This is a genomic window from Priestia sp. AB, from assembly GCF_028369225.1.
GTDB lineage: Bacteria > Bacillota > Bacilli > Bacillales > Bacillaceae_H > Priestia > Priestia megaterium.
The window spans coordinates 378,298-399,721 of record NZ_JAQMYN010000001.1 but is presented as its reverse complement, the minus strand read 5'-3'; the positions used below and the strand labels follow the sequence as shown (position 1 = coordinate 399,721).

At 38.0% G+C, this 21,424-nt stretch carries 22 protein-coding genes; 2 read left to right on the top strand and 20 right to left on the bottom strand.

Going from position 1 to position 21,424, the window contains the following annotated elements:
* Nucleotides 1-2 precede the first annotated feature (2 nt).
* The 3 genes from comGB to POF52_RS02025 all read right to left on the bottom strand — a co-directional run bounded on the left by comGB (nucleotide 3) and on the right by POF52_RS02025 (nucleotide 2,745).
* Nucleotides 3-1,049, bottom strand: a complete 1,047-nt coding sequence (comGB, locus tag POF52_RS02035; RefSeq protein ID WP_013085017.1) for a competence type IV pilus assembly protein ComGB — start codon at nucleotides 1,047-1,049, stop codon at nucleotides 3-5.
* Nucleotides 1,040-2,092, bottom strand: a complete 1,053-nt coding sequence (gene comGA, locus POF52_RS02030) for a competence type IV pilus ATPase ComGA (RefSeq protein ID WP_013085018.1) — start codon at nucleotides 2,090-2,092, stop codon at nucleotides 1,040-1,042. Before comGA ends, comGB begins: the two co-directional genes overlap by 10 nt.
* 269 nt (nucleotides 2,093-2,361) lie before the next feature.
* Nucleotides 2,362-2,745 carry a Spx/MgsR family RNA polymerase-binding regulatory protein gene (locus tag POF52_RS02025; RefSeq protein ID WP_013059178.1) on the bottom strand — a complete coding sequence of 128 codons (384 nt, stop codon included), beginning with the start codon at nucleotides 2,743-2,745 and terminating at the stop codon, nucleotides 2,362-2,364.
* Between the two features lie 262 nt (nucleotides 2,746-3,007).
* Here POF52_RS02025 and POF52_RS02020 point away from each other — a divergent pair, with 262 nt between their 5' ends.
* A complete protein-coding gene (locus tag POF52_RS02020; protein ID WP_013059179.1) occupies nucleotides 3,008-3,244 on the top strand; it encodes a DUF2626 domain-containing protein in 237 nt (78 codons plus the stop codon).
* 37 nt (nucleotides 3,245-3,281) lie between these two features.
* Here POF52_RS02020 and POF52_RS02015 read toward each other — a convergent pair whose 3' ends face one another.
* Nucleotides 3,282-3,914: an MBL fold metallo-hydrolase gene (locus tag POF52_RS02015; RefSeq protein ID WP_271989444.1), complete on the bottom strand. Its 633-nt coding sequence runs from the start codon at nucleotides 3,912-3,914 to the stop codon at nucleotides 3,282-3,284.
* Nucleotides 3,915-4,122: 208 nt separating this feature from the next.
* Here POF52_RS02015 and POF52_RS02010 point away from each other — a divergent pair, with 208 nt between their 5' ends.
* The gene (locus POF52_RS02010; protein WP_013059181.1) at nucleotides 4,123-4,299 is read left to right on the top strand and encodes a DUF2759 domain-containing protein; all 177 of its coding nucleotides are present in this window, start codon (nucleotides 4,123-4,125) and stop codon (nucleotides 4,297-4,299) included.
* 35 nt (nucleotides 4,300-4,334) lie between these two features.
* On the opposite strand, the gene POF52_RS02005 is transcribed toward POF52_RS02010, so the two are convergent.
* From POF52_RS02005 to POF52_RS01930, 16 genes are all read right to left on the bottom strand, one after another.
* Nucleotides 4,335-5,237: a M14 family metallopeptidase gene (locus POF52_RS02005; RefSeq protein WP_016765563.1), complete on the bottom strand. Its 903-nt coding sequence runs from the start codon at nucleotides 5,235-5,237 to the stop codon at nucleotides 4,335-4,337.
* Nucleotides 5,238-5,348: 111 nt separating this feature from the next.
* Nucleotides 5,349-6,317 carry an ROK family glucokinase gene (locus POF52_RS02000; protein WP_013059183.1) on the bottom strand — a complete coding sequence of 323 codons (969 nt, stop codon included), beginning with the start codon at nucleotides 6,315-6,317 and terminating at the stop codon, nucleotides 5,349-5,351.
* Between the two features lie 2 nt (nucleotides 6,318-6,319).
* A complete protein-coding gene (locus tag POF52_RS01995; RefSeq protein ID WP_013059184.1) occupies nucleotides 6,320-6,526 on the bottom strand; it encodes a YqgQ family protein in 207 nt (68 codons plus the stop codon).
* Between the two features lie 181 nt (nucleotides 6,527-6,707).
* Complete coding sequence (locus tag POF52_RS01990; RefSeq protein WP_271989438.1) at nucleotides 6,708-8,228, bottom strand: rhomboid family intramembrane serine protease; 1,521 nt, start codon at nucleotides 8,226-8,228, stop codon at nucleotides 6,708-6,710.
* A 135-nt stretch (nucleotides 8,229-8,363) separates the two neighbouring features.
* Complete coding sequence (locus POF52_RS01985; RefSeq protein ID WP_013059186.1) at nucleotides 8,364-8,540, bottom strand: hypothetical protein; 177 nt, start codon at nucleotides 8,538-8,540, stop codon at nucleotides 8,364-8,366.
* Nucleotides 8,541-8,591: 51 nt separating this feature from the next.
* The gene (locus POF52_RS01980) at nucleotides 8,592-9,389 is read right to left on the bottom strand and encodes a DUF92 domain-containing protein (RefSeq protein WP_271989436.1); all 798 of its coding nucleotides are present in this window, start codon (nucleotides 9,387-9,389) and stop codon (nucleotides 8,592-8,594) included.
* Nucleotides 9,376-9,942, bottom strand: coding sequence for a 5-formyltetrahydrofolate cyclo-ligase (locus tag POF52_RS01975; RefSeq protein ID WP_013085025.1), 567 nt, complete (start codon nucleotides 9,940-9,942; stop codon nucleotides 9,376-9,378). The genes POF52_RS01980 and POF52_RS01975 overlap by 14 nt, the downstream gene beginning before the upstream one ends.
* Nucleotides 9,943-9,988: 46 nt before the next feature.
* Nucleotides 9,989-10,138: a 50S ribosomal protein L33 gene (gene rpmG / locus POF52_RS01970; RefSeq protein ID WP_013059189.1), complete on the bottom strand. Its 150-nt coding sequence runs from the start codon at nucleotides 10,136-10,138 to the stop codon at nucleotides 9,989-9,991.
* Between the two features lie 242 nt (nucleotides 10,139-10,380).
* Nucleotides 10,381-12,660 (bottom strand): sugar phosphate nucleotidyltransferase, encoded by a 2,280-nt coding sequence (locus tag POF52_RS01965; protein ID WP_271989429.1) that lies wholly within the window; start codon nucleotides 12,658-12,660, stop codon nucleotides 10,381-10,383.
* Complete coding sequence (locus POF52_RS01960; RefSeq protein WP_271989427.1) at nucleotides 12,657-14,975, bottom strand: glycosyltransferase; 2,319 nt, start codon at nucleotides 14,973-14,975, stop codon at nucleotides 12,657-12,659. Before POF52_RS01960 ends, POF52_RS01965 begins: the two co-directional genes overlap by 4 nt.
* Entirely contained in the window at nucleotides 14,968-15,462 is a 495-nt protein-coding gene (locus POF52_RS01955) for a DUF4912 domain-containing protein (protein ID WP_013085028.1), read from the bottom strand. The genes POF52_RS01960 and POF52_RS01955 overlap by 8 nt, the downstream gene beginning before the upstream one ends.
* Before the next feature lie 193 nt (nucleotides 15,463-15,655).
* Nucleotides 15,656-16,315: a phosphate signaling complex protein PhoU gene (phoU, locus tag POF52_RS01950; RefSeq protein WP_013059193.1), complete on the bottom strand. Its 660-nt coding sequence runs from the start codon at nucleotides 16,313-16,315 to the stop codon at nucleotides 15,656-15,658.
* Nucleotides 16,316-16,337: 22 nt separating this feature from the next.
* Nucleotides 16,338-17,135 (bottom strand): phosphate ABC transporter ATP-binding protein PstB, encoded by a 798-nt coding sequence (gene pstB / locus POF52_RS01945; RefSeq protein WP_370506071.1) that lies wholly within the window; start codon nucleotides 17,133-17,135, stop codon nucleotides 16,338-16,340.
* A 345-nt stretch (nucleotides 17,136-17,480) separates the two neighbouring features.
* Nucleotides 17,481-17,609, bottom strand: coding sequence for a hypothetical protein (locus POF52_RS01940; RefSeq protein ID WP_271989421.1), 129 nt, complete (start codon nucleotides 17,607-17,609; stop codon nucleotides 17,481-17,483).
* Between the two features lie 142 nt (nucleotides 17,610-17,751).
* Nucleotides 17,752-19,929 carry a peptidoglycan D,D-transpeptidase FtsI family protein gene (locus POF52_RS01935; RefSeq protein WP_176583480.1) on the bottom strand — a complete coding sequence of 726 codons (2,178 nt, stop codon included), beginning with the start codon at nucleotides 19,927-19,929 and terminating at the stop codon, nucleotides 17,752-17,754.
* A gap of 161 nt (nucleotides 19,930-20,090) precedes the next feature.
* Complete coding sequence (locus POF52_RS01930; RefSeq protein ID WP_271989418.1) at nucleotides 20,091-21,368, bottom strand: MFS transporter; 1,278 nt, start codon at nucleotides 21,366-21,368, stop codon at nucleotides 20,091-20,093.
* Nucleotides 21,369-21,424 lie beyond the last annotated feature (56 nt).

The window sequence follows — 21,424 nt, the reverse complement described above, 5'->3', positions numbered from 1 at the left end:
TTCTACAAGCTCGACATCACTTCTAACATCGGAAGCATAACGGACATATACATAAGCAGAATGACAATTCCGATGAATAAAAATGTAAGCGGCTGTACATATTTTAAAATCCGAAAAATAAATTGTTCCATTCTTTCCATCATAAATAGACTGTAATCATACAGCTCTTGAGAAAGCTCACCGTTCTGCTGGCCATGCACAATAACATGAGCCAAGTCTTTTTCATAATGAGATTTAGCTGAAACGATATGATCTAATCGCATTCCTGAGGAAAGTTGATCTGTAAAAGCAAAAGCTTCCACTTGAAAAAACGGATGATGCTCCTGCTTTTGAAAAAGAGCAAAGCATTCATAAATAGATAAACCACCGTTTAGTAAATTGCTCATATGAACAGAAAAAAAGTACGAGTTAAATAGCCGTGTGAACGTTCGGATAACGGGAACTCTCATAAAGAGCTGCATTTGAATTACTGGAGGCAATTTTTTAATGTAAATCACATAAAACAAATACAGAATGATTGGCATACTGATGACTGCAGGTAACACAAAAGGAAAGAAAGACATCGCCTGCATAAATAAGAGGATAAACGAAGACTGCTTGTTTCCAAAGGATAAGTACAGAGCTTCAAACTGTGGAAGTAAAACCGTACTTAAAACAAATAAAATGGAAAGGATAAACAGCAGTAGCAATACGGGATATTGAACAAGCTTTTGAAATTTTTTACGATGCCTTACTTTTTCTTCAATCATTGAGCTACTTTCTTTTAAAGCAAATTGAAGGTTCCCATGCTGCTCCGCAAAATATAAATAGCTTAAAATATCACGGTGAAACTGAAGTTTAACAAAAGCATCGTGCAAAGATTCTCCTCGTTTTAACTGCTCAAGACATTTTTCAATATCCGTTTTTTCTTTGTTAGATACTTGAAACGTCAAAAACGAAAGAGCTTGAGAAAGAGTGTAGCCTTTTTCTAAGAGCTTAGAGACCTGCTTAAGAATTTTCGCTTGTTGAGCAAGAGACCACCTTTTTTGTCTATTTGTCTTTACCCCCATCCGTCTAGCGAATGCGGATATAAATAGCCTAGCGCGATTCCTTTTAGAATAACATCTCGGAGCGTCTTATAATCATAATCCGCATTTTCTCCTTTCACTTCTCTCATCACTGCGCTAAGCTCCTTGCCATAAAGCAATTCGTATATGCTGGACTGACGATGTTTTCTCATTTTTTTACAAGCGGGGTGGCATTTTCCGGAACACAGCGGACAGCGAATTTCTACAAGGCGCTGTGCAGCTACTGCTACAAGGGTCTGTTCCATTTCTTGAAAGCTAACGCCAAATTCAAGCAGCCTGTACAAAGATCCTTTTGTATCTTTAGTATGCATCGTTGTCAAAACCAAGTGTCCGGTAAGCGCTGCTCTCACAGCAATTTTGGCAGTCTCACTATCTCTTATTTCTCCCACCATGATAATGTCTGGGTCATGGCGCAATATAGCTTTTAAACCAGTCGTGTACGTAATCCCTGCCCGTTCATTTACCTGTACTTGAAGGACGGTTTCGCTCGGTTTTTCAATAGGATCTTCTAATGTAATAACATTTCGATTAAAAAGGTGCTTTACTTCGTGTAAAAGAGTATATAGAGTAGTGGTTTTACCTGATCCTGTAGGACCGGTAAAAATAATTAATCCATGAGAGAATTTCAAGAGAGAAATAAGCTTTTTAGTATGTTCAGGAAAAAGAGATAAATGTTTGAGAGATGTAGATTGTTGATGAGGCAAAAGCCGAATAACAAGACTTTCATCATGAGAAGTAGGAAGAGTCGATAAACGCAAATTTACTTGATAGTGATCAATGGAAGTGGTCAATGCACCATTTTGAGGTTTTCTGCGCTCGCCAATATCCATTCCCCCTAAAAATTTAAAATGCGAAATGAGCCGTTCAGACATTTCCTTTGAAATAACCCTCTTTAAAATAAGCTCTTGGTCAATTCGCAGCTGAATCACAGCATCTTTCTTTCGGGGCACAATATGCACATCAGAACTTCGGCACTCATATGCATCTCGTATAACGTAAGTAGCAAACTGTTCAATTTCGGTCAAACGATCATCACTCCTTTATTTGTAATCAAGATGATTGTTAAAACATCTAGAAACAGTAATTTCGACCTTTTTCGAGATTTTCCTCCTTCTTTTTTCATTTTTTATAATTTTTTAGTATACGCTTCTTTTCTTCGCTTCAGTCCTTGTACACGATGTACAACTTCTGTACATCTCTAAACGACTACATAAAAAAAAGACAACGTGATGTAAAACTCTACGCTGTCGTTTTATTCATTATTTACTGAATTGAGCTTCTTCATCATGTACGCTTACACAACTAGAGAAGCAAGACTTGTTTTTTTCTTGACTAAATTTTTAAGAGCAGATTCGTTATAGCCTACTACAAGCTTTTTACCATCTGTTAAAATTGGTCGGCGAAGCAAACGAGGATGTTCAATTAATAGATTGACCACTTCTGATAGCGTCATGCTATCCACATCAACATTTAACTTTTTATATTCTTGACTTCTTTTAGCAAGAAGTTCATCCATCCCTTCTGTTGTCATAGAAAGAAGTTCAAGCATTTCTTTATGAGTAGGTGTTTCTCTAAATAAATGACGCTCTTTAAAATTTACATCTTCCTTCACTAGCCACTTTTTCGTTTTACGACAAGATGTACAGCTCGGGTACGTATAAAATTTAATTTCTTCCATATGAAACCCTCCCGTTTTTTTAGTTATAGATTGTTTATATACATTGTACATGTTTTGTATAACATTTGTATAGTATTTTGCACATGTTTTGTATAACTTTTTTTCTTCTGTCGTATTTCAAGGAAAAGATAGCGTTTTCAGGAAAGAAAGGATGTATTATAATGGAAAAGTATCGATATAGTTTCATAAGTGCTTTCTAGTGCTTACACAGCGATGACATTCATCATGACACTAACTAAGTTTGATAAAGGAGGAAATGGACGTGGAACGAATGTACCGTGTAATGGGGTTCTGGACAGCGATTTTCACTGTAATGTTTTACCTCGGTCACATGCATAAGACTTCTTTACTCTTTTTAGCTCAAACAGGCTTTTTTGTAATTCTTAGTTATTTAAAGCTGTCTGAAAGAATGTACATTTACGTTTTCGGAGCATATTTGACCGTCTTTTTTGTGGGATTCACGTACTGGTCAACTTTTATGATGACACCAGGACAGTAAAGAGAAAAGCGATGGGCTTCCATCGCTTTTTGTATTCTTAAAAACCATTTAGGAAAGGATTTTGATCCATTTCGTGTCCCACAGTTGTTTCAGGTCCGTGACCGCTTAGTACAAGCGTATCTTCTGGAAGGGACAGCAATTTCGATTCGATGCTTTCTAACAGCTGAGCTTGATTGCCTCCAGGTAAATCTGTGCGTCCAATGCCGCCTGCAAAAAGCGCGTCACCAGATACTACAAAGTTACCCGGTTTAAAATAATATGAAACGCTGCCCGGAGAATGGCCAGGCGTTTCGTACACCTCAAATTGGAATGAGCCAATTGTTAAATTGCTTTCGATTGAAATAATATCAGTTGCATCTGGAGCCGTAATTTCTCCTAAATCAAAAAATTTCGAACCGTTTAAATCACTATTATGAAGCCATTCTTTTTCATTTTTATGTACATAAAGCGGGATAGAGTAGTGATTCATCACTTCATCTACTCCTCCAATGTGATCAAAATGAGCGTGTGTCAACAAAATAGCCAACGGTTTATACGTTTGTTTTTCTAGAAATTCAACGAGCTGTTTCCCCTGAGCTCCCGGGTCAAAAACTAAACACTCTTTTTTTTCGTTAGCAACGACATAACAATTCGTTTGAATAGGTCCTAGCGGTATACGATGATAGTTCATAATGCATCCTCCTTGTAAAATTTATTTCCGTTATATGCATTATCATACACACATCATCTTATAAATGAAAGTAAGGAACTTTCTAAGCTAATAAGGCGAAAGAAAGATTGGTTTTCATCTCGACAAACGGTTAGAAAAGTTTTACAATTAAAGGGATAAGCTAATGATAGCGCTTTAATTTTAAGTTGCCTAAAGGAGGTTTCTTCGAGTGGGTCTTATGATTATTTTTGCACTAACAACATTGCTAGGCGTATTTGCAGCTATTTCATCTTTTAGAAATAAAAACATATTAGGCATTGGTTTTTCGGTACTAACATTCGGTGTGTTCGGATGGTTTACCGTGATGACCATTATACATCACGGTTATCCGGCGGTACATCATTAAAAAAGCCACGCAAAGCATATGCTTTGCGTGGCTTTTCAAATAGATAGATATTCCATTGCCGCAACTAAAATAGCTTTAGTCGGATTATATACGCGCGATATTTGAGATAGAGGCAGCGGATTAATTCCTTTCCCCAGTTCTAAAGTGAACCCTAGCTTTTTCTTTTCTAAAATAAACCAATCCTTAAATCCAGCGTGACTATCAATCGTTTTGACTGCTTTATAACCGCTTACCCTTTCAAAATAATTGGCTATTTCCTCCGCTTCCTTCGGCTCTTCATTCATATACCCCCAGTAAAATTCTTCTCCTTGGGTATGTAAAGCTATCACACAATCAAAATCATGACGCTCAACGAGTTTTACCATTGCCTGCGCTTCAGGTTCAGACAGAGATTCATAGCCTGGAAAGTCCCGATAATGTGGAGCTTTAGGTTCTTTGCGCTTTTTTTCAATTTCCCAATAAGCCGGAAACTGATTGTTTAAGTCTACCCCTCGGATATTTGCTTTCCAGCTTTGAAAATCAGGAAAATCTCTTCCTATTTTAGAAAGAAAAGACGCATAAGGTTCACTTACAGCAGGACCTTTTAAGACCAAATCTACTCCGTCTGGATTAACAATCGGAACCGCAGAAAGCGTAATTTGATTAAAAAGAGCTCTTGCTTCCTGCCCGTTCAACGCCTTGTCGTAATGAAGAGCAGCTAAATAATCTTCAACAAACTGTAGAAGAACATTTGTCGTAATCCATTCATTGGCATGAAAAGACGCATTAATATGAACCTTTCTTTCTCCGTTTCCAATTAAAATATGAGGAATCGGCTTTCCAAGCACGCTGCACCCTATCCATTCAAGAGAACCATAGGGGTAGTACGTCAAAAGTGTTTGGATATCTTGTATTGTTCGCATGTAATCGTAGGGCTTTTGAATATCTACAATTTGCATAATCTTCACTCCTTTACACTATGTATATGTAAAGATTGAAAAGATGCATGATAAAAAAGCGCTTTGACTAAATGTCAAAGCGCTTTTTTATCTCAGTTAGATTCTTGCTTATTATTCAAAATAAGATTTAACTAACCAAGCTCCTCCAATAATTCCCGCATCGTTTCCTAAAGTAGCGATTGCTAGTTCAGCACCTTGCGCTACGCGAGGAAATGCAAAACGTTTGAAATAATCTCTTACCGGTGCAAGTAATACCTCGCCTGCACGAGACACACCGCCGCCTAGAACGATCTTCTCAGGGTTTAATGCATTAGCAGAGTTTGCTAGTGCTAGACCTAAATGAAAAGCAACTTTATCTACAACATGCATAGCTAACTCGTCTTTTGAACGAGCTGCATCAAATACATCTTTAGATGTAACTTGTCCATTTTGTTCTAACACTGTGCGAAGCTCACTTGGTTTGTCCGTTTCCGTTAATTCTTCCATTGTTAAACGTACAATTCCAGTTGCTGAAGCAATGGTTTCTAAACAGCCGGTTTTGCCGCAGTTACACGGTGCCCCGCCTTCAGGAATAGAAGTAATGTGCCCGATCTCACCAGCGGCTCCATTTACGCCTTGTACAATTTCACCGTTTGCAATGACGCCACCGCCAACGCCTGTGCCAAGCGTAACGCAAAGTAAATCTTTTGCTCCGTCTCCAGCACCCTTCCACATTTCTCCAATCGCTGCAATGTTTGCATCATTGTCTACTACAACAGGAAGAGAAGTTTCTACTTCCAAGATATCTTTTATAGGGAATTTTTCCCAACCTAAATTGACAGCTACTTCAATCGAACCGTTTGCAAAGTTGACAGGCCCCGGTGCACCAATGCCAATTCCTACTAACCTTGATTTTACTTCTCCAAGATCGTTTAACTTTTTATCAATTGCTTTTGCAATATCCGTTGGAATTTTACGGCCTTGCTCGCTCACATCCGTATTAATTTCCCACTTGTGAATGATTTCTCCATAATGATTAATAAAGGCCATTTTTATTGTTGTACCGCCTAAATCAACTCCAACTAACCATTTGTCATCCATGTTCATTCATCCTTTTTCTCTTTTTGTTGTTTTAACTCTCGACGAAGCAAAAGAATTGCCATTTGGTAATCACGTACATCAATCAAGTTAGACTGATATAACTCTTTTACTTCCGCTTCCATCAGCTCTAAATCAGCAATACGATCGCCCACGTATATAAAAATGCCGAAGGACTTTAATAATTGTTGTACATCATATAACGTATTCATTCTGTCACCTTTATCCTATTTTTTAGGTGATATGATTCATTTATTTTGAGATAACTCAACAGTCATTCAGTCATAAACAGCGGCCGTATTTAACGCCCACTGCTAGGTCTACATATTAATATTCTAGTAAACGTTCTCACAATAGTAAAGTATAAAATATTAAATTCGTCATTCAACAGTTTTAATTTCCTATCTCTTGCTTCAGCTTTTCGTATTTTTCATTTTGCGGTTCAAGCGCAATTGCTTTATCGATATTTTGTGTGGCCGCTGGAATATCATTCAGTTTCATATTCACCAGAGCTAAATTGTAATACGCCTCATGAAAAGTTGAATCATACTTTACAGCCTGATTCAATTGCTGTTTAGCTTCTTTATAATTTTCAAGATAAAATTCTGCGTTAGCACTGACAAAATAAACGTTACTATTTCCTGTTCCTTTTTCAACAAAAAGCTTAATGGCATCTTTTGCTTCTTCATACTGCTTCTGCTGAAGATACGTAGCCGCTACGCTAAGTGCATAGGGCTCATCTTGATAAACAGAACGCTCATGATATCCATAAAAAAGCAGACTTCCTACTAATAAAAGCGTGCAAATGAAAGCCGGAATCTGAATATACAGCTTTTTTTGTTTCGGTAAACTGACGATGCTCGCAGCTAAAAATCCGCCAACCAAACCGCCAATATGCCCTGCATTATCGACGTTCGGCGCAACAAATCCAAAAATCAAGTTAATCACAATGATGACAATGAAACTCGATCCCATTGTTCGAAAAAAGAAGCGTGGATTTGTTCTTGCTAAAAACAGTAAAGCTCCAAAGCAACCGAAAATGGCCCCTGAGGCTCCTGCGGAAATGGACGTATTCCATATAAAACTTCCTAGAGATCCTGCAAACCCGGCAAATATATAAATAAAGACAAAACGCCCGCTGCCATATATCCTCTCTACAAGCGTTCCTAAATAATACAGAGCTACACTATTCATAAGCAAATGCAGAAGTCCTATATGCAAAATTATAGGTGTAAAAAAACGCCACCATTCGCCTTCCATAATTAAGGGGTTGTATTTAGCTCCGTATTGAATCAGAGTGAGCGTATTTTGTGTACTGCTCTTCCACTCCAGAAATAGAAACATTAAGATTTGCAGCGCTAAAAATATATATGTAAAAATAGGCTTCCCGTATCCAGCTATTTGCTGTTCTTCGCTTTGCTTTTTCTGTACAAAAAGCACAATTTTATGTTTCCACTGCTCTATTCGCTGTGCTTCTTCTTCGGAAGAGAAATTGTCTGCGCTTTCTAATGTAAGACCTAGCCGTTCGAATAGAGGTTCATAAGCGCTTGCTTTCTCTGCCGTTAATTGTTCAACGTAACTATTCACCTTAGAGGGACTTGGCGTACTTTCTAAGGACTGCTCTGTATAAAAAGGATCAAAATCAGCAAAGTAAATCGTGTTAAGAGTAAGCGTTGATTTACCTCTTTGCTTTCGCAAATTCTCAGCTCTTTGTGATGCATACAATACATCTTTTTGCTGCTCAACGGCTGATTTAAAATTCCGGCGGACTATGCGGACAATTGACTTATCTTTGCGATGCGAAGATTGAAACCATAGCTCTGAAGCATCAGCTTTCATCGAAATCAACTCATATGAAGAATGGCCAAGCAATTGCTGTGCCAGCTGCAAATAATAAAAATCTTGCCTAGACAAATAGTCACCTCCTCATACTCTCTATATGTAAAGATGGCAGAAAGCCAGGAAAAAAGCAACGATTTTCCCTTTTTCTTTTTCTACAAAAAAACACCTTACAGGTCTGTAAGGTGTTTTTTTATGTATCTTTCGCTCTTAGCGGAAGACCTGCTTCATTAAACGATCCCGAACAAACGGCAAATTAAAAAATGAACGAACAGCTAGACTGCGGATAAATGAATTTCCAAACAGCGAATTTAAAACACGGTATCTCATTTGATAGCCCAGCGTTCCAACAACTAAAAGCGTAAGTACTAATACAATATGTCTCATTTTCAAGCCTCCTTACGTTTACTTTGCTCCTATGACGAACATTTTATGCTCTTATATAGGTAAAAGCAGGATAAGGATTCCGCCTGTAAAAGCAGCAAGCAAAATAGCGGCAAGATTTACAACATCATTGTTAAAGAAAGTTATTCCTTTCTCTTTTATCGTTGGCTTACGGCAATGATCTTTCCGTTCCGTTTCAATACCGCAGCTTTGACAGCGAAAGCGAACTTGCACACTTGCTCCAAGAAGAGTGTCTATAGCGTTTCCAATAAAACCAAAGCACCCGACTAGCAATATACTACTTAGCGATACGGATGGAAAAGCAAAATAACAAGCGGCAGCAATAAGAAAAGCTCCGGCTGCTCCAGCTGCTGTACCTAAAAGTGAAACGGCTCCTGAGGTACCCGCTTCTACTCTCTTTAACGTCCAAAGGTGAAACGGCGGCTTCTTACTAAGAGACCCTATTTCAGATGCCCACGTGTCCGCATTAGCAGCTGAGATACTGATCATAAACATCCACATGTAAACAGGAAAAGCTGTTGCAGCATATAACAAACCGCAAGCAGCAGCTACACCTCCATTAGCAAGGACTTGAATATAATCTCGCCTGTCGTGCTTCTCTAGCTTTTCTTCTAATGCGCGTTTTTTTTCTTTTTTGTACTTACTACACAACGTAGAAGTGCTAAAAAATAAGAGTAAGAGTAAAAAACCTTGAAGCGAAAAACCGATATAAACGCTCGCTCCTACGATAAAAGACATGCAGGCTCCCGATACTGTCAGTGCTTTTGCTATGTAGCCTGCTCCTGCCATAAGTAATATTACAATTATCATGACAGCATCAAACGGATTCACAGCAAATAAGCTCCTTCTCTGTCAAAATATATTCAACAGGAATATCATGAGATTCATATGGGACCTCTGAAACGACTTGACAATCAAACGCAAGGCTTAGCTTCCGTCCGCTATAATCTGTTAGATAACGATCGTAATAGCCGCCTCCATAGCCGATACGATATCCATTTTTGCTATATACCACGCCAGGCACAAGGAGTAAATCAATTGAAGATTTTGAAACGGGAACAGTTTCTTCAACAATTGGCTCCGCTAACCCGTAGTACACTGTTTCAAGCTGTGAAAAATTCGTAATCTCGTAGAAAACCATTTGAGATGTTGTGGGGTTGCATTTTGGAACAGCTACTTTCTTTCCATCTTTCCAAGCACGTTCAATGATGGCTTTCGTATTAACTTCTTTATTTCTTGAAACCGTAGCTGCAATGACTCTAGCTTCTTTCCATAAACAAGTTTCATACAGTGCATTTGCTATGCTTGTTGAATGTGCCTCGTGCTGCTCTTCAGAAATTAAATTAAGAACCCGCTTCATCTCTTTGCGCAGATGAGATTTCATTTTAATTCCCCCTATAAAAAAAACAGCAGGATTGTACTCCTACTGCTTACTTTGTTTCACGATGAAGTGTAACTTTTTTAAGTCTTGGGCTGTATTTTTTTAACTCAAGACGATCTGGGTTATTACGCTTGTTTTTAGTTGTAATGTAATTACGGTCACCAGTTTCAGTGCAAGCTAATGTAACGTTTACGCGCATCTATTTTCCCTCCAAACATTATAAACATAAATCAGACTTTAATATAATATCATTTTTCGAAAGGAAATGCCAGTCTGTTTTTTTGAAGAAAGTCATTTAATTTCATTTCTTCACTTTTTCTTTTCTCTTAGATCCCTGAGCTCCTTCTCTGCTATGCCTTATATACAGATGAAGTTTCTTGAAATAAGCGGAACTCTTTTTATGATAGGCGTACTTCCTTTCTTTTAAATAAAAGCCATTATTTACACTCTTTGATACTCTTGTATTTTTTCTACAAAATATGCCGACAGCTTCTTGGCAGTCTGAGTGTTCAACGCCTCTGAATAAATATTTAATACAGGCAAGTGACCATCGGGCAAAATAAGCGTCCATTCATGGGGATCATGGTAAATCTTTAAGCCATCAATGACATACACTTGTTTACCGATTGCTTCTTCTAATAGTTTCTTCATCACTTGCTCTTGAATTTCTAGCGGACATGAAATGTACCGCCAGTTCATATAAGCGTGCGGGACATATTGAATCATTTCAGAAATTTTCCGCTGTTGCACCATAATTAATTCGATCAGCTGACATAAAGCGTACATGGCATCCAACTGAAATTGAACGGGCCCCAAAAGACTAAGCAAATCACGTTTTTTTGCTTTTGTCCTCATAAAGGATTGATTGAGAGATTGAGCAAATGTTTCTAGTGTCGATGAATAGTGTATAGGGATAGGAACGAATGCTACTTTTTTTGTCATGTATACGCTATAAATATAAAGCGACATAATTTCTGAGTCATTTACGTTGCAGCCTTTTTCATCATATAGAGCAAATGTTTCTCCATCTTCTTTAATCTGAATACAAAAAGACAGCTTATTTTGTTTAATTATTCGTTTGATTTCTTCTATTTTCTCCCATTTGTTTAAAAATAAAACATGGACACGAAGACGCTTACATAATAGTTCGACAACTTCCTGTATAAACGGCGAACAAATTACGCCAATCCGCGTACTGTCTTCTAATAAAACATGCTGATTAATTGATTTTACTAAAGCATCACAATATTCTTCCCTGATATTTCCTATGCTTGTTTCTTTAAGTGAAACAGAAGTTGTTATGTTTGCTTGTTTAGCTTGAAGGTACATCCGCTCAATCTTTTTTTCAATAAGCTGATTAACTAATTGCCCTTTATTGTCATATATTTCTAAAAAGAGGCCGCTGTTTTTGCTATCCACACCAATATAAATACCAATGCTCGCTTGTGAAGTCATCATGTAATATCGAAATACCGGAAGAGCTTCTTTTTTAATATCATACACAGCTGAATGATTACTCCGTAAAAAAGAAAAGCATTCTTTGCGAAGTTGAATGGCTTCTCCTTCATCATCGCTTGCTAGACAGAAAGACCCTTGGTGTTTGCATACAAGTAATAACGCATTGTACAGTCTTTCTCGATCAACAGATGAATGGACATACAGGCGACCGTTTTTGAAGATAGAAACATCTGGTTTTACAGAAAGTTGAGGTAGTACTTGATTTTCAGCTACTGTATCTTGGACATACGTAGTCATTGCTTGAACATTTACATAGGGACCTATCGTAGCGTTGTATAAAAACGATTCTGCCCCCACCGTTACGTTTTGAAGCAAAATTGTTTTATCGATTGCAGCATGTGCTTCTATGATACTATTGGTTCCGATAATCGTGTAAGGACCAATTGAAGCACCTTTTCTAATCACCACATTTTCTCCTACGTAAACCGGATCGTAAATAGTCACCCCTTCTTCTATAAGCGCGTCATCTGAGACAATACTTTCCTGTCTATTGCCAAACCACTTCCTCCACAAATCATAGTGTGCTTGACGATAATGGTGGATTTGCCCAATATCAATCCAATAATCTTCCGTTACAAAACTGCACACAGTATGATTATATTCCAAAAGAAGCGGGATAATGTCAAAGCTAAAATCTGTAGGACCATAAGAATTCACGTAATCAAGAACGGATTTTTTGATCACATACACTCCCGTATTAATCAATCGGCTATTGGCCTGTTCGTAGGTCGGTTTCTCTACAAATTCCGTGACTCGATGCCCTTCATCTATCGTCACCACTCCATAACCCCGCACGTCGTTTACTTCTTTTGTAACAATGGTCATTTCGCTTTTTTGTTCATAATGAAAATGAATAACGTCTTGAAGATTAATTTCTGTTAAGGCATCTCCACTAATAATAATACAGTCTTCCTCAATAAAGGCCTCTGCTCGCTTAATTCCGCCCGCTGTTCCAAGAGGCTCTTTTTCGATAAAATAAGTAAGCGTCACTCCCCACTGAGAGCCATCCCCGAAGTATTCAATAATTTGTTCATGCCTATACTGCAGCGTAATCCCAATCTCTGTAATTCCATGTTTCTTAAGCAGTTCAATGCTATATTCCATCACAGGTTTATCGTAAAGCGGCAGCATAGGCTTTGGAATCGTATAGGTCAAGGGCTGCAGTCTTGTTCCTTTACCGCCAGCAAGTATAATGGCTTTCAATTTTTTGCCTCCCTTCTTTTTTTATCCTGGCAAATGTGATGTTGAAACAGCTTACTTGTATCAATAGCGATTTTTTCCCAGCTAAACATAGTTGTTGCTTTTCTATACCCATTTTCGCTGATTTTTGCAGCCGTTTTTTCATTTTTTAACAAAAATTCAATACAGTTGATTAATTCGAGCGTATCTCCTCGGGCGAACGTCAGGCCCGTGTCGAAATGTGAAACAATATCGCTTAGACCTCCTGTATCGGCAACGATAGTTGGCTTCTTGGCTACCATCCCCTCTAAAGCCACAATTCCAAAAGGTTCATATAAACTTGGAAAAACAACCATTTTGCAAGCTTGAAGAAGCTGATTTCGCTCGTTATCGGTAATGTATCCAATAAAATACACGTATTTGTCTAGTTGCTTTTCACTTACCTGTGTTCGAAACTCATGAAGTAAAGGCCCTTTTCCTGCCACAACGAATTGAACATCTATTTGTTTTTTCTTAAATAGTTCCGCTGCTTCAATAAATAGCTGAAATCCTTTTTCATATACAATTCGTCCAATTGAAAAAATAATAGGGGCCTTTCTAAAATTATATTTCTTTTGTAAACTTTCTTTTAACCGCTCATTTACTGCGTCGACTACCAGCTGCTTGTCAATCCCATTTGGAAATATAGCAATTTTATCTTGCTCTACGTGAAATAAAGTGATTAATTCCTTCTTCATATAGTCGCTGCAGACAATGATTGAGCTTGATTGTCGAATCAGCTCCTCTTCTTGCAAGTGAATTTTTTGCTGCATGTCATTATGAATACCATTATTGCGCCCATGTTCTGTTGCATGAATGGTCGTAATTAGCGGTCTATCCGTTTTATCTGCTAAACATTTTGCAGCGGAGGCAACAAGCCAGTCATGAGCATGAATAACGTCAAAAGACAGCTTGTAGCCTAACTGCAGTCCTCTAAGAGCCATAGCCACGTTCAAACTGTTTACCCATGTCAAAAAATCCGGATGATGAGGCTGCAGGCTTTTAACTCGGTAAACGTGAACACCATATAAACGCTCATATTCCGGCAGCCCCTCTACATACGTTGTTAATACACTAACGTGATGGCCCGCCTTTGCTAACGCTCTGGATAAATCAAATACATGTCGTGCAAGTCCTCCGATAACTAGAGGAGGGAATTCCCATGCAAGCATTAAAATGGAGAGACCGCCTTTATATTGAGTTACTGATAAAGCCGCCGGCTCTATCTCTTTTTTAGGGTATAAAAAAGAACTTCCTGAAAGAAAACTGTTTTCGCTATCCATCCTTGGATTCTCTTCGTGACAAAGAAAATCAAATAGTTTTACTTGCCTTTCGTATTCATCTTTGACTTTTTCAAAATTATAAAGCCAATCGCTGCTACTTAAAAGGAGCCACTGTCGGTAGATAGCATTCACCACGCTAGGATGTTTAGAATCGATAACATCTAGCATCGCCTCTGACTTCTGTACGGTTGAAATAAACAATTGATTGTTCTCACTGACAAATTCGGCGCTTTTTGTTGCACCGTAGAGTGCAAGAGTTTCGTTTTGATGAAACTCTATATCCCTCGCGTAATCTAAAGGATATTGAAATATACCGCTTGCTGCTTGCATTCGCTGAAAGCCAAGCGTGTCCTTAGCCTTCAAATCCAAAAAAACGCTCGCTTTATTGATTGTTCCTTCCTCAACTTGTTTTCCTTGCTTAGGATATGGAAACAAGATAATGCCAGCAGGCGACTTTTTTAGTTCATCTGTTGATGACTTCACAAAGGTATAGCGCATTTCATGAGATTTTAGGAGCATATCTACTTGATGAGTATACTCTCCTTGCTGTATAAAAAAACCGACGGGCTTTTTTTCAAAAAACTGTTGAAAAACACGTATTGCTTCTGTAGTTTGGAGATTTAATGTTTGTTCGGTTTTAAGGGTGGAAACGAACGCGTTCGTTACGGTAGTAGGAATACACTCCATCATGTCATGCTGAAAAAAATATTTGCAGGCTGAGAACAAGCTCCCGTTCCACTTTTTTAAAAAGGTGAGTGCTCTCTGATGCTGCCGGCTTGAAAACTGGTGTAAATATTGAGCGTAACGAGCATTAAACTCCTCGTCGTTTAATGCGTTCAAAAACACACAAGACATCACAGCTGTTGCACCTATCAATTTCTTAGACTCAATTTGATCTAAAAAAGGGATGAACTCATTCGTTAATTGTTCAAACAGCAGATACTCACTCTCTGTTTGAAGTACATGTAGCAACGGACAATGCATATAAGTTAAAAGAATACAGTCATCACTATTCATATTGCTTCTTCACCTGCTCCAAGTCATTTGAATATAAGGAATATGTGCTAAATTCATTTTGAACACCCTGGTGAACTTTTACAGGTTCGTACATCCAGCCTAACGAAGTTACATTCACTTGTTCATATTTTTCTTTCATCAAATAAACTGGATTCGAACGAAGAAGGGAAAAAAAACTTCCTTCTTTATCTTGAATACCAATATCTATTACATACGTGCGCTCACTTTCCAAGCTGTTCATAAACATGAAGTCTTGCTTAGGAGTAAGACCCTTCATATAATAGCGGTTTGATTCATGGCCGTTAAAATGAAGACCTGTTATATCATACGTACACATAGCTAGATTCAATTCTTCCCACCGTGTCGAAAACATACTTTCTACCATCTCTCGAATATGCTCAGAAAACGACCAGTGAACATAAATACGAGATGAGTCAAGCTGAGTAGCTATACACACATTTAAGTTTTGAATAAGATTAGCAGCCACTGTTTTATCACTTCGTTTCTTAGAATGTTTTTTCTACATATAAATGCCGTATAAACTTATTAACATCTTACCATTCAGAAAAAGTTGCCACAATAAACGCAATTTGTCGATTTGTGTTAAAAATTCAGGTTAACATAGTAATTATAATTTACTAACAAAAAAACCTCTTCGCTTATTAGAAGAGGTTTTTCTACTATTCGTTTAAGTCGTAGCGTTTGCCTTTTACAAGGTAAAATACGCTTTCTGCTACGTTAGTGGTATGATCAGCCATACGCTCTAAATAGCGGGCTACAAATAAAAGCTGCGTAATTTGGTTCATAGCCTCCTGCTTTTCTTTAGCAAGACTTAAAAGTTCTTTGATTGTTATTCCGTAGAGCTCATCCACTTGATCGTCCATTTCCGCTACTTTTTTAGCCAGCACAAGATCTTCCTCGTGATAAGCTTTTAACGAAAGGCTCAACATTTCAATCGAAATATCGTGCATTTTCTTTACGTGTTCTAACGGCTTAATTAATTCTTCGTTTCCAATTCGTATAGCTGATTTTGCTACGTTAACCGCAAAATCTGCCATACGCTCAACATCCGAAGCAATTTTAATTGCCACAATGATACGTCTTAAATCGATAGCCACCGGCTGCTGCTTTGCGATCAGTAAGATAGCTAGGTCATTAATTTCTTCTTCTAAGTCATCCACGTATGAATCGCCGTCGATAATTTCTAGCGCCAGCTCAACGTTGCTTGTTTGCAACGCTTCAATTGATTTTGATAGCGCCTCATGTGTTAAGCGCCCTATTTCTAATAATTTTTCACGTAATATCTTTAAATCACCATGAAACTTTTCGCGTACAACCACTCATCCCATCTCCTTGTATGTCTTAACCAAAACGACCTGTAATATAATCTTCTGTGCGTTTATCAGATGGCATTGAGAAGATTTTATCTGTTTCTGCGTACTCTACCACTTCTCCATTTAAGAAAAATGCTGTTTTATCTGAAATACGTGCCGCTTGCTGCATATTATGGGTAACAATAATAATGCTGAAGTCTTTCTTTAATTCTTGTACTAACTCTTCTACTTTTAATGTTGAAATTGGATCGAGCGCAGAAGTAGGCTCATCCATTAAAATAACGTCAGGTTCAATTGCCAAGCATCGCGCAATACAGATACGCTGCTGTTGTCCACCTGACAACCCATTTGCATTTTGATTCAAACGATCTTTAACTTCGTCCCAAATAGCTGCTCCTCGTAAACTTTTTTCAACAATTTCATCTAGTTTTTTCTTGTTGCGAACACCATGAATTCTTGGACCGTACGCAATATTATCATAAATAGATTTCGGGAACGGATTTGGCTTTTGGAAAACCATTCCTACTTGCGTGCGCAGCTCTTCCACGTGGTACGATTTATCAAAAATATTTTTCCCTCTATACTCAATCTCACCTGATGTACGGACAATTGGAGTCATTTCTACCATACGATTTAATGTTTTAATATATGTTGATTTTCCGCAGCCTGATGGACCGATGATCGCGGTAACTTCGTTAGCATGAATGTCTAAATCAATATTTTTTAAGGCATGTGTGTTGCCATACCATAAATTCAAACCTTTTGTTTTATATACAATTTCTTTTGTTTGCGGAGTATTTACTTTTTCTTTGTTAGTCAATTCCATTGTTATTGCCATTGGATAATCCTCCTTCATCGTCTTTAACCGTTTTGAGCACAATAAAAGTCTCTCTATGTCTATTTAATATCTATTGTTTACTATCAGTGTAAATAAATACGAGAAGCCGAAACGCTTCCCCTTATTTTAATCATTTCTATTAACCCTTACACTTACAGAATAATAGCCGACTATTAATTGTGTTTTAACTCAATGTAAAGCTTTTGTAAACGAAGGTCTATCTGCGTGTTTTTTAGGTAAAAAACTAGTTCTTACGACCCTTAAATTCAATAAAAAACCATATATGTAAAGATTTCTAACAAAAAGAAGAGGTAGAGACATAACTAAATTAATTCAATCTAAAGATGGGTAAATTAGATAAATAAGCCAGTATGAATTACTTCCGATACCGCTGTTGATTTTCGTTTCACGGGCGGCCGGTGAGTCTCCTCGTCGCTTCGCTTTTCCTGCAGGAGTCTTCACCTTGCCTTCCAATCAACCGCTAAAAGCACCTACATACACGAAATCTACGTTCATCCTACAAATAAAAAATCCGAACAAAGTTGATTCTTAATCAACTTTGTTCGGACCTTACTTCAACTAATATGCTTTTGTCCCAGCCTCTTTAATTGGCGTCGTTTGCAATGACAGCCTGTTGGTTCTCTTCTTGATCTTTTACTTCTTGTTCACCTTTTTTCTTTAAATCAAAATACGTATCGAGCGCAGAACGAGCAAGCTCTTTCGTAATGGTATTTGGTGCACTTGGCACAAATGCCGATGGTACCACCACAGCTACTGCAATTTCAGGATTATTTGCCGGAGCAAAGGCCACAAAGTTTGAATTATTAACTTTAATCGGATCCCCTCCGCTTGGGTTTTTCTCATAGGCTTGTGCCGTTCCTGATTTACCAGCAGGATTATAGTTCGCTGTATGGAAAGCTGCATACCCTGTACCGCCTTGTTCTTGCGTAACGCGCTTAAAGCCACTTTGAACATCTTTAATGTATTCTTCTTTCATCGTGATACGATTTAACACATCAGGTTCAAATGAATGCTGCGTACCGCCAATTTCATCGGTTTTAATCGTTGGTTTTCGGATTTCTTTTACTAGCTGCGGCTTAATGCGATACCCTCCATTAGCTATTGCAGAAGTATATTGAACAAGCTGCAGCGGCGTGTACGTATCATACTGACCAATTCCTAAATCAAGCGCCGTTCCTGGAACATCGCTTCCACCTTGGACACCTGTTGATTCGTTATCAAGGTCTATGCCTGTTGATACGCCTAAGCCGAACTGACTGTAGTAAGAACGCAGTTCGCTGAATGTATCAGGTTTAATGGGTAAAGTCATGTTTTTATGATACTGTAACCCAGCCATAGCCATTACCGTTTTAAACATAAATACGTTGGATGAATATTTTAACGCAGATGAATACGTTAAGGGTCCTAGCCCTTCAGCCTCAGCTGATTTTTTAACCGGTGTTCCTTTAATTTTTAACGGTTCATCAACGAACACTGTGTTTGGCTTAATAGCTCCTGAATCTAAGCCGGCTAAAACCGTTGCTCCTTTTACAACAGAGCCCATTGTATAAGATGTTGAAATATTTCCTAATGCAAAATCTTCTATTTTAGGCACTCCAGTCTTCTTATCAATGGTGTATTTTTTACCTGCCATTGTTAAAATTTCTCCTGTGTGAGGATCCATCATAATAACAAAAGCACGGTCTAAAAATTGCGTTCCTTTCATTTGCTTTTTAGCTAAAAGCTGGTCCGTAATTTGTTTTTCTACCGCTTTTTGAAGCTCCATATCAATAGTTAAAACCAAATCACTGCCGCGTTCACCTTTAGACACTCGAATTGTATCAAGGAGATTTCCTTTTTTATCTGTTACATATTGGACTTTTTCTTTTTGACCGCTGAGCTGAGCTTCGTATTGCTTCTCTAAATAGCTCGTCCCAACTTGGTCATTTCGGCTATAGCCTCTTGACAAGTAATACTGTACTTTATCTTTAGGCAGTCCTTCGTTGGCAGATGATACATTTCCAAGCAAAGTACGAAGAGTACTGTTTTCTGGGTATGAGCGATCCCAATACGTTGTTGTATCAACACCTGGAAGTTCATCTAAGTGCTCACTTACAACGGCATACTCTTCATTTGTCACACCGCTCTTAACAATTTGCGGGGTGTTAGAGTAACCTGCCTCCATTTGGCGCTTAATAGCGAGAACTTCTAAATCACTCTTTAGACTTTCTAAATCTTTTTTAGAGATGCGGTCTAACTGACGTTGATACAGTTCGTCATCAGTCATTTCACCATCTTGAACTTTTTTGCGATCAGCTTGCGTAATTTTCTGTTCTGCTTCTTTAGGGTGAAGCATAATCCAATAATCCTTCATATCGCGTTCTGTAATTTTTACCACATTTTTAGCATCTTTATTCTTTTTATTTTCCGGAATATCAATCACATTTGTGGTGTAAGGAACATCGATCATAGTGGCTAACTTTTTAGCGATGCGCAGCCTTTCTTCAGCTGTATTTCCTTGAAAACGAGTATATGTAATCGTATTTAAAGAGGTATTATCTACAATTACGCGGTTATAACGATCGTACATTTTCCCTCGAGGAACAGGCGTACTGACCGTAACGTCCTGTGTTTTTTCCACTTCTCGTTCGTAATTCTCACCGTATACAATTTGAACAAGTCCCAACCGCAAAATTAATACGGAAAATAGGGCAAATACGGTCAAGAAAAGTAAGTTCACACGAAAAGGCACGTGACTTTTTCTTCTTTTTTTCTTTTTCATACCAACACCTACACTTTATAAAACATATATACCATAACACCATAAAATCAGCCATTTAGCAAATAAATAGACACCTGGCAGGTGCCTATTTACACAACGTATTTATTCTAAAAGAAAAGCGAAGCATTTTCCATAGTACAAATGAAGGAGCTGACAACACTCTAAGCTGGAGACTCTCCGTCTCCTTCATTTAATACCGGAGGAGTAACAGTCGTTTCTTTTTTGTGCAGAGGCTGTGAGATATGTCTCACACAAAAATAAATGATCGTATGCCCTGCTCCAACAATAGCTAATAAAGTGGGAATACTTTTTGCTTCATCAAAAAATAGTACAGCTATTAAAAATAAAGATATAGAAACGACGCGCCCGATATTCAGAAATACTTCTCTGACAACAATGTATTCAATTCTTTTTGAAACAACGTCTTTTGCTCGTCCAATCACATCGTACGTTAGAGAAATGAATGGAACCAATAAAATAGGATAGGCAATGGCAATACAAACAGCATATATAATTAACTTTGGATACGATAAGTTAAAGATAAGCAAAAAGACTGCTCCATAGAGAAGGAGGCCTCCTGTGAAGATAAACCGAAGGCGATTTTTTTGCTTAATAAACCTTGAGGCAACATAGTATCCCACAAATGCAACCGCTGAATTCACCAGTCCATATGTTCCTAAAGCTAATTCACTTCCCGTCGTAATAAATACCATGACGGATACAACAAAAATGAACGTACCTTCACGCAACCCTTGAAAGAAATGAGCCTGCAATATTCGATTCCAGTCTTTATTGACTTTTCGTTCAGCCCATACTTCTTTAAATTTGTATACTCCTTCCGCTGCGCGTCTTGTAATAAAAAAACTAAGCACAACGGCACCGATAAACAATAGCAGCGATACACCAAACACAATTTTATACCCAAGTGATTCATACAAAGCGGAAATAACAAAGCCCGCTCCTAAAGGACCAATCATCCCTGCAAAAGAGTTTAAGATCCCTAAAAATCCGTTAAAAAAGTCTCTTGTATCCGGTTCTGTAATTTCAAAAGTTAGCACATTAAAAGCTAGCCAATAAAAGCCGTATCCTATACCCAGCAGTCCACCAAGCAATACTAAATACTGGGCTGCGTTAGCTCCACTGACTAATACAGCGATATAAAAAACAGCTAAAAAAGATACACCTAACCTTAAAACCACAACCCGGTCAATTCGTTTGGCCCATTTACCTGCTAAAATAAACGTAAGCGGCTGAAGCACCACTACCGCTAAATTATAAATAGCGAGATCCGAAAATTCGCCTGATTGTTTCCACAGATAAATGTTAACAAACGAATTGGAAATTGAAATAGCCAAGGCATAAAGACCGCCTATAATTAAAAGCAAAAGTAAATCTTTACTAACTTCTACATCTCCAACTACTTTTTTTAATAAAGGCATATCAAAAAACTCCTTTTCTCTTCTACACCTAGTGTGTGAAAAAGAAAAGGAGATAT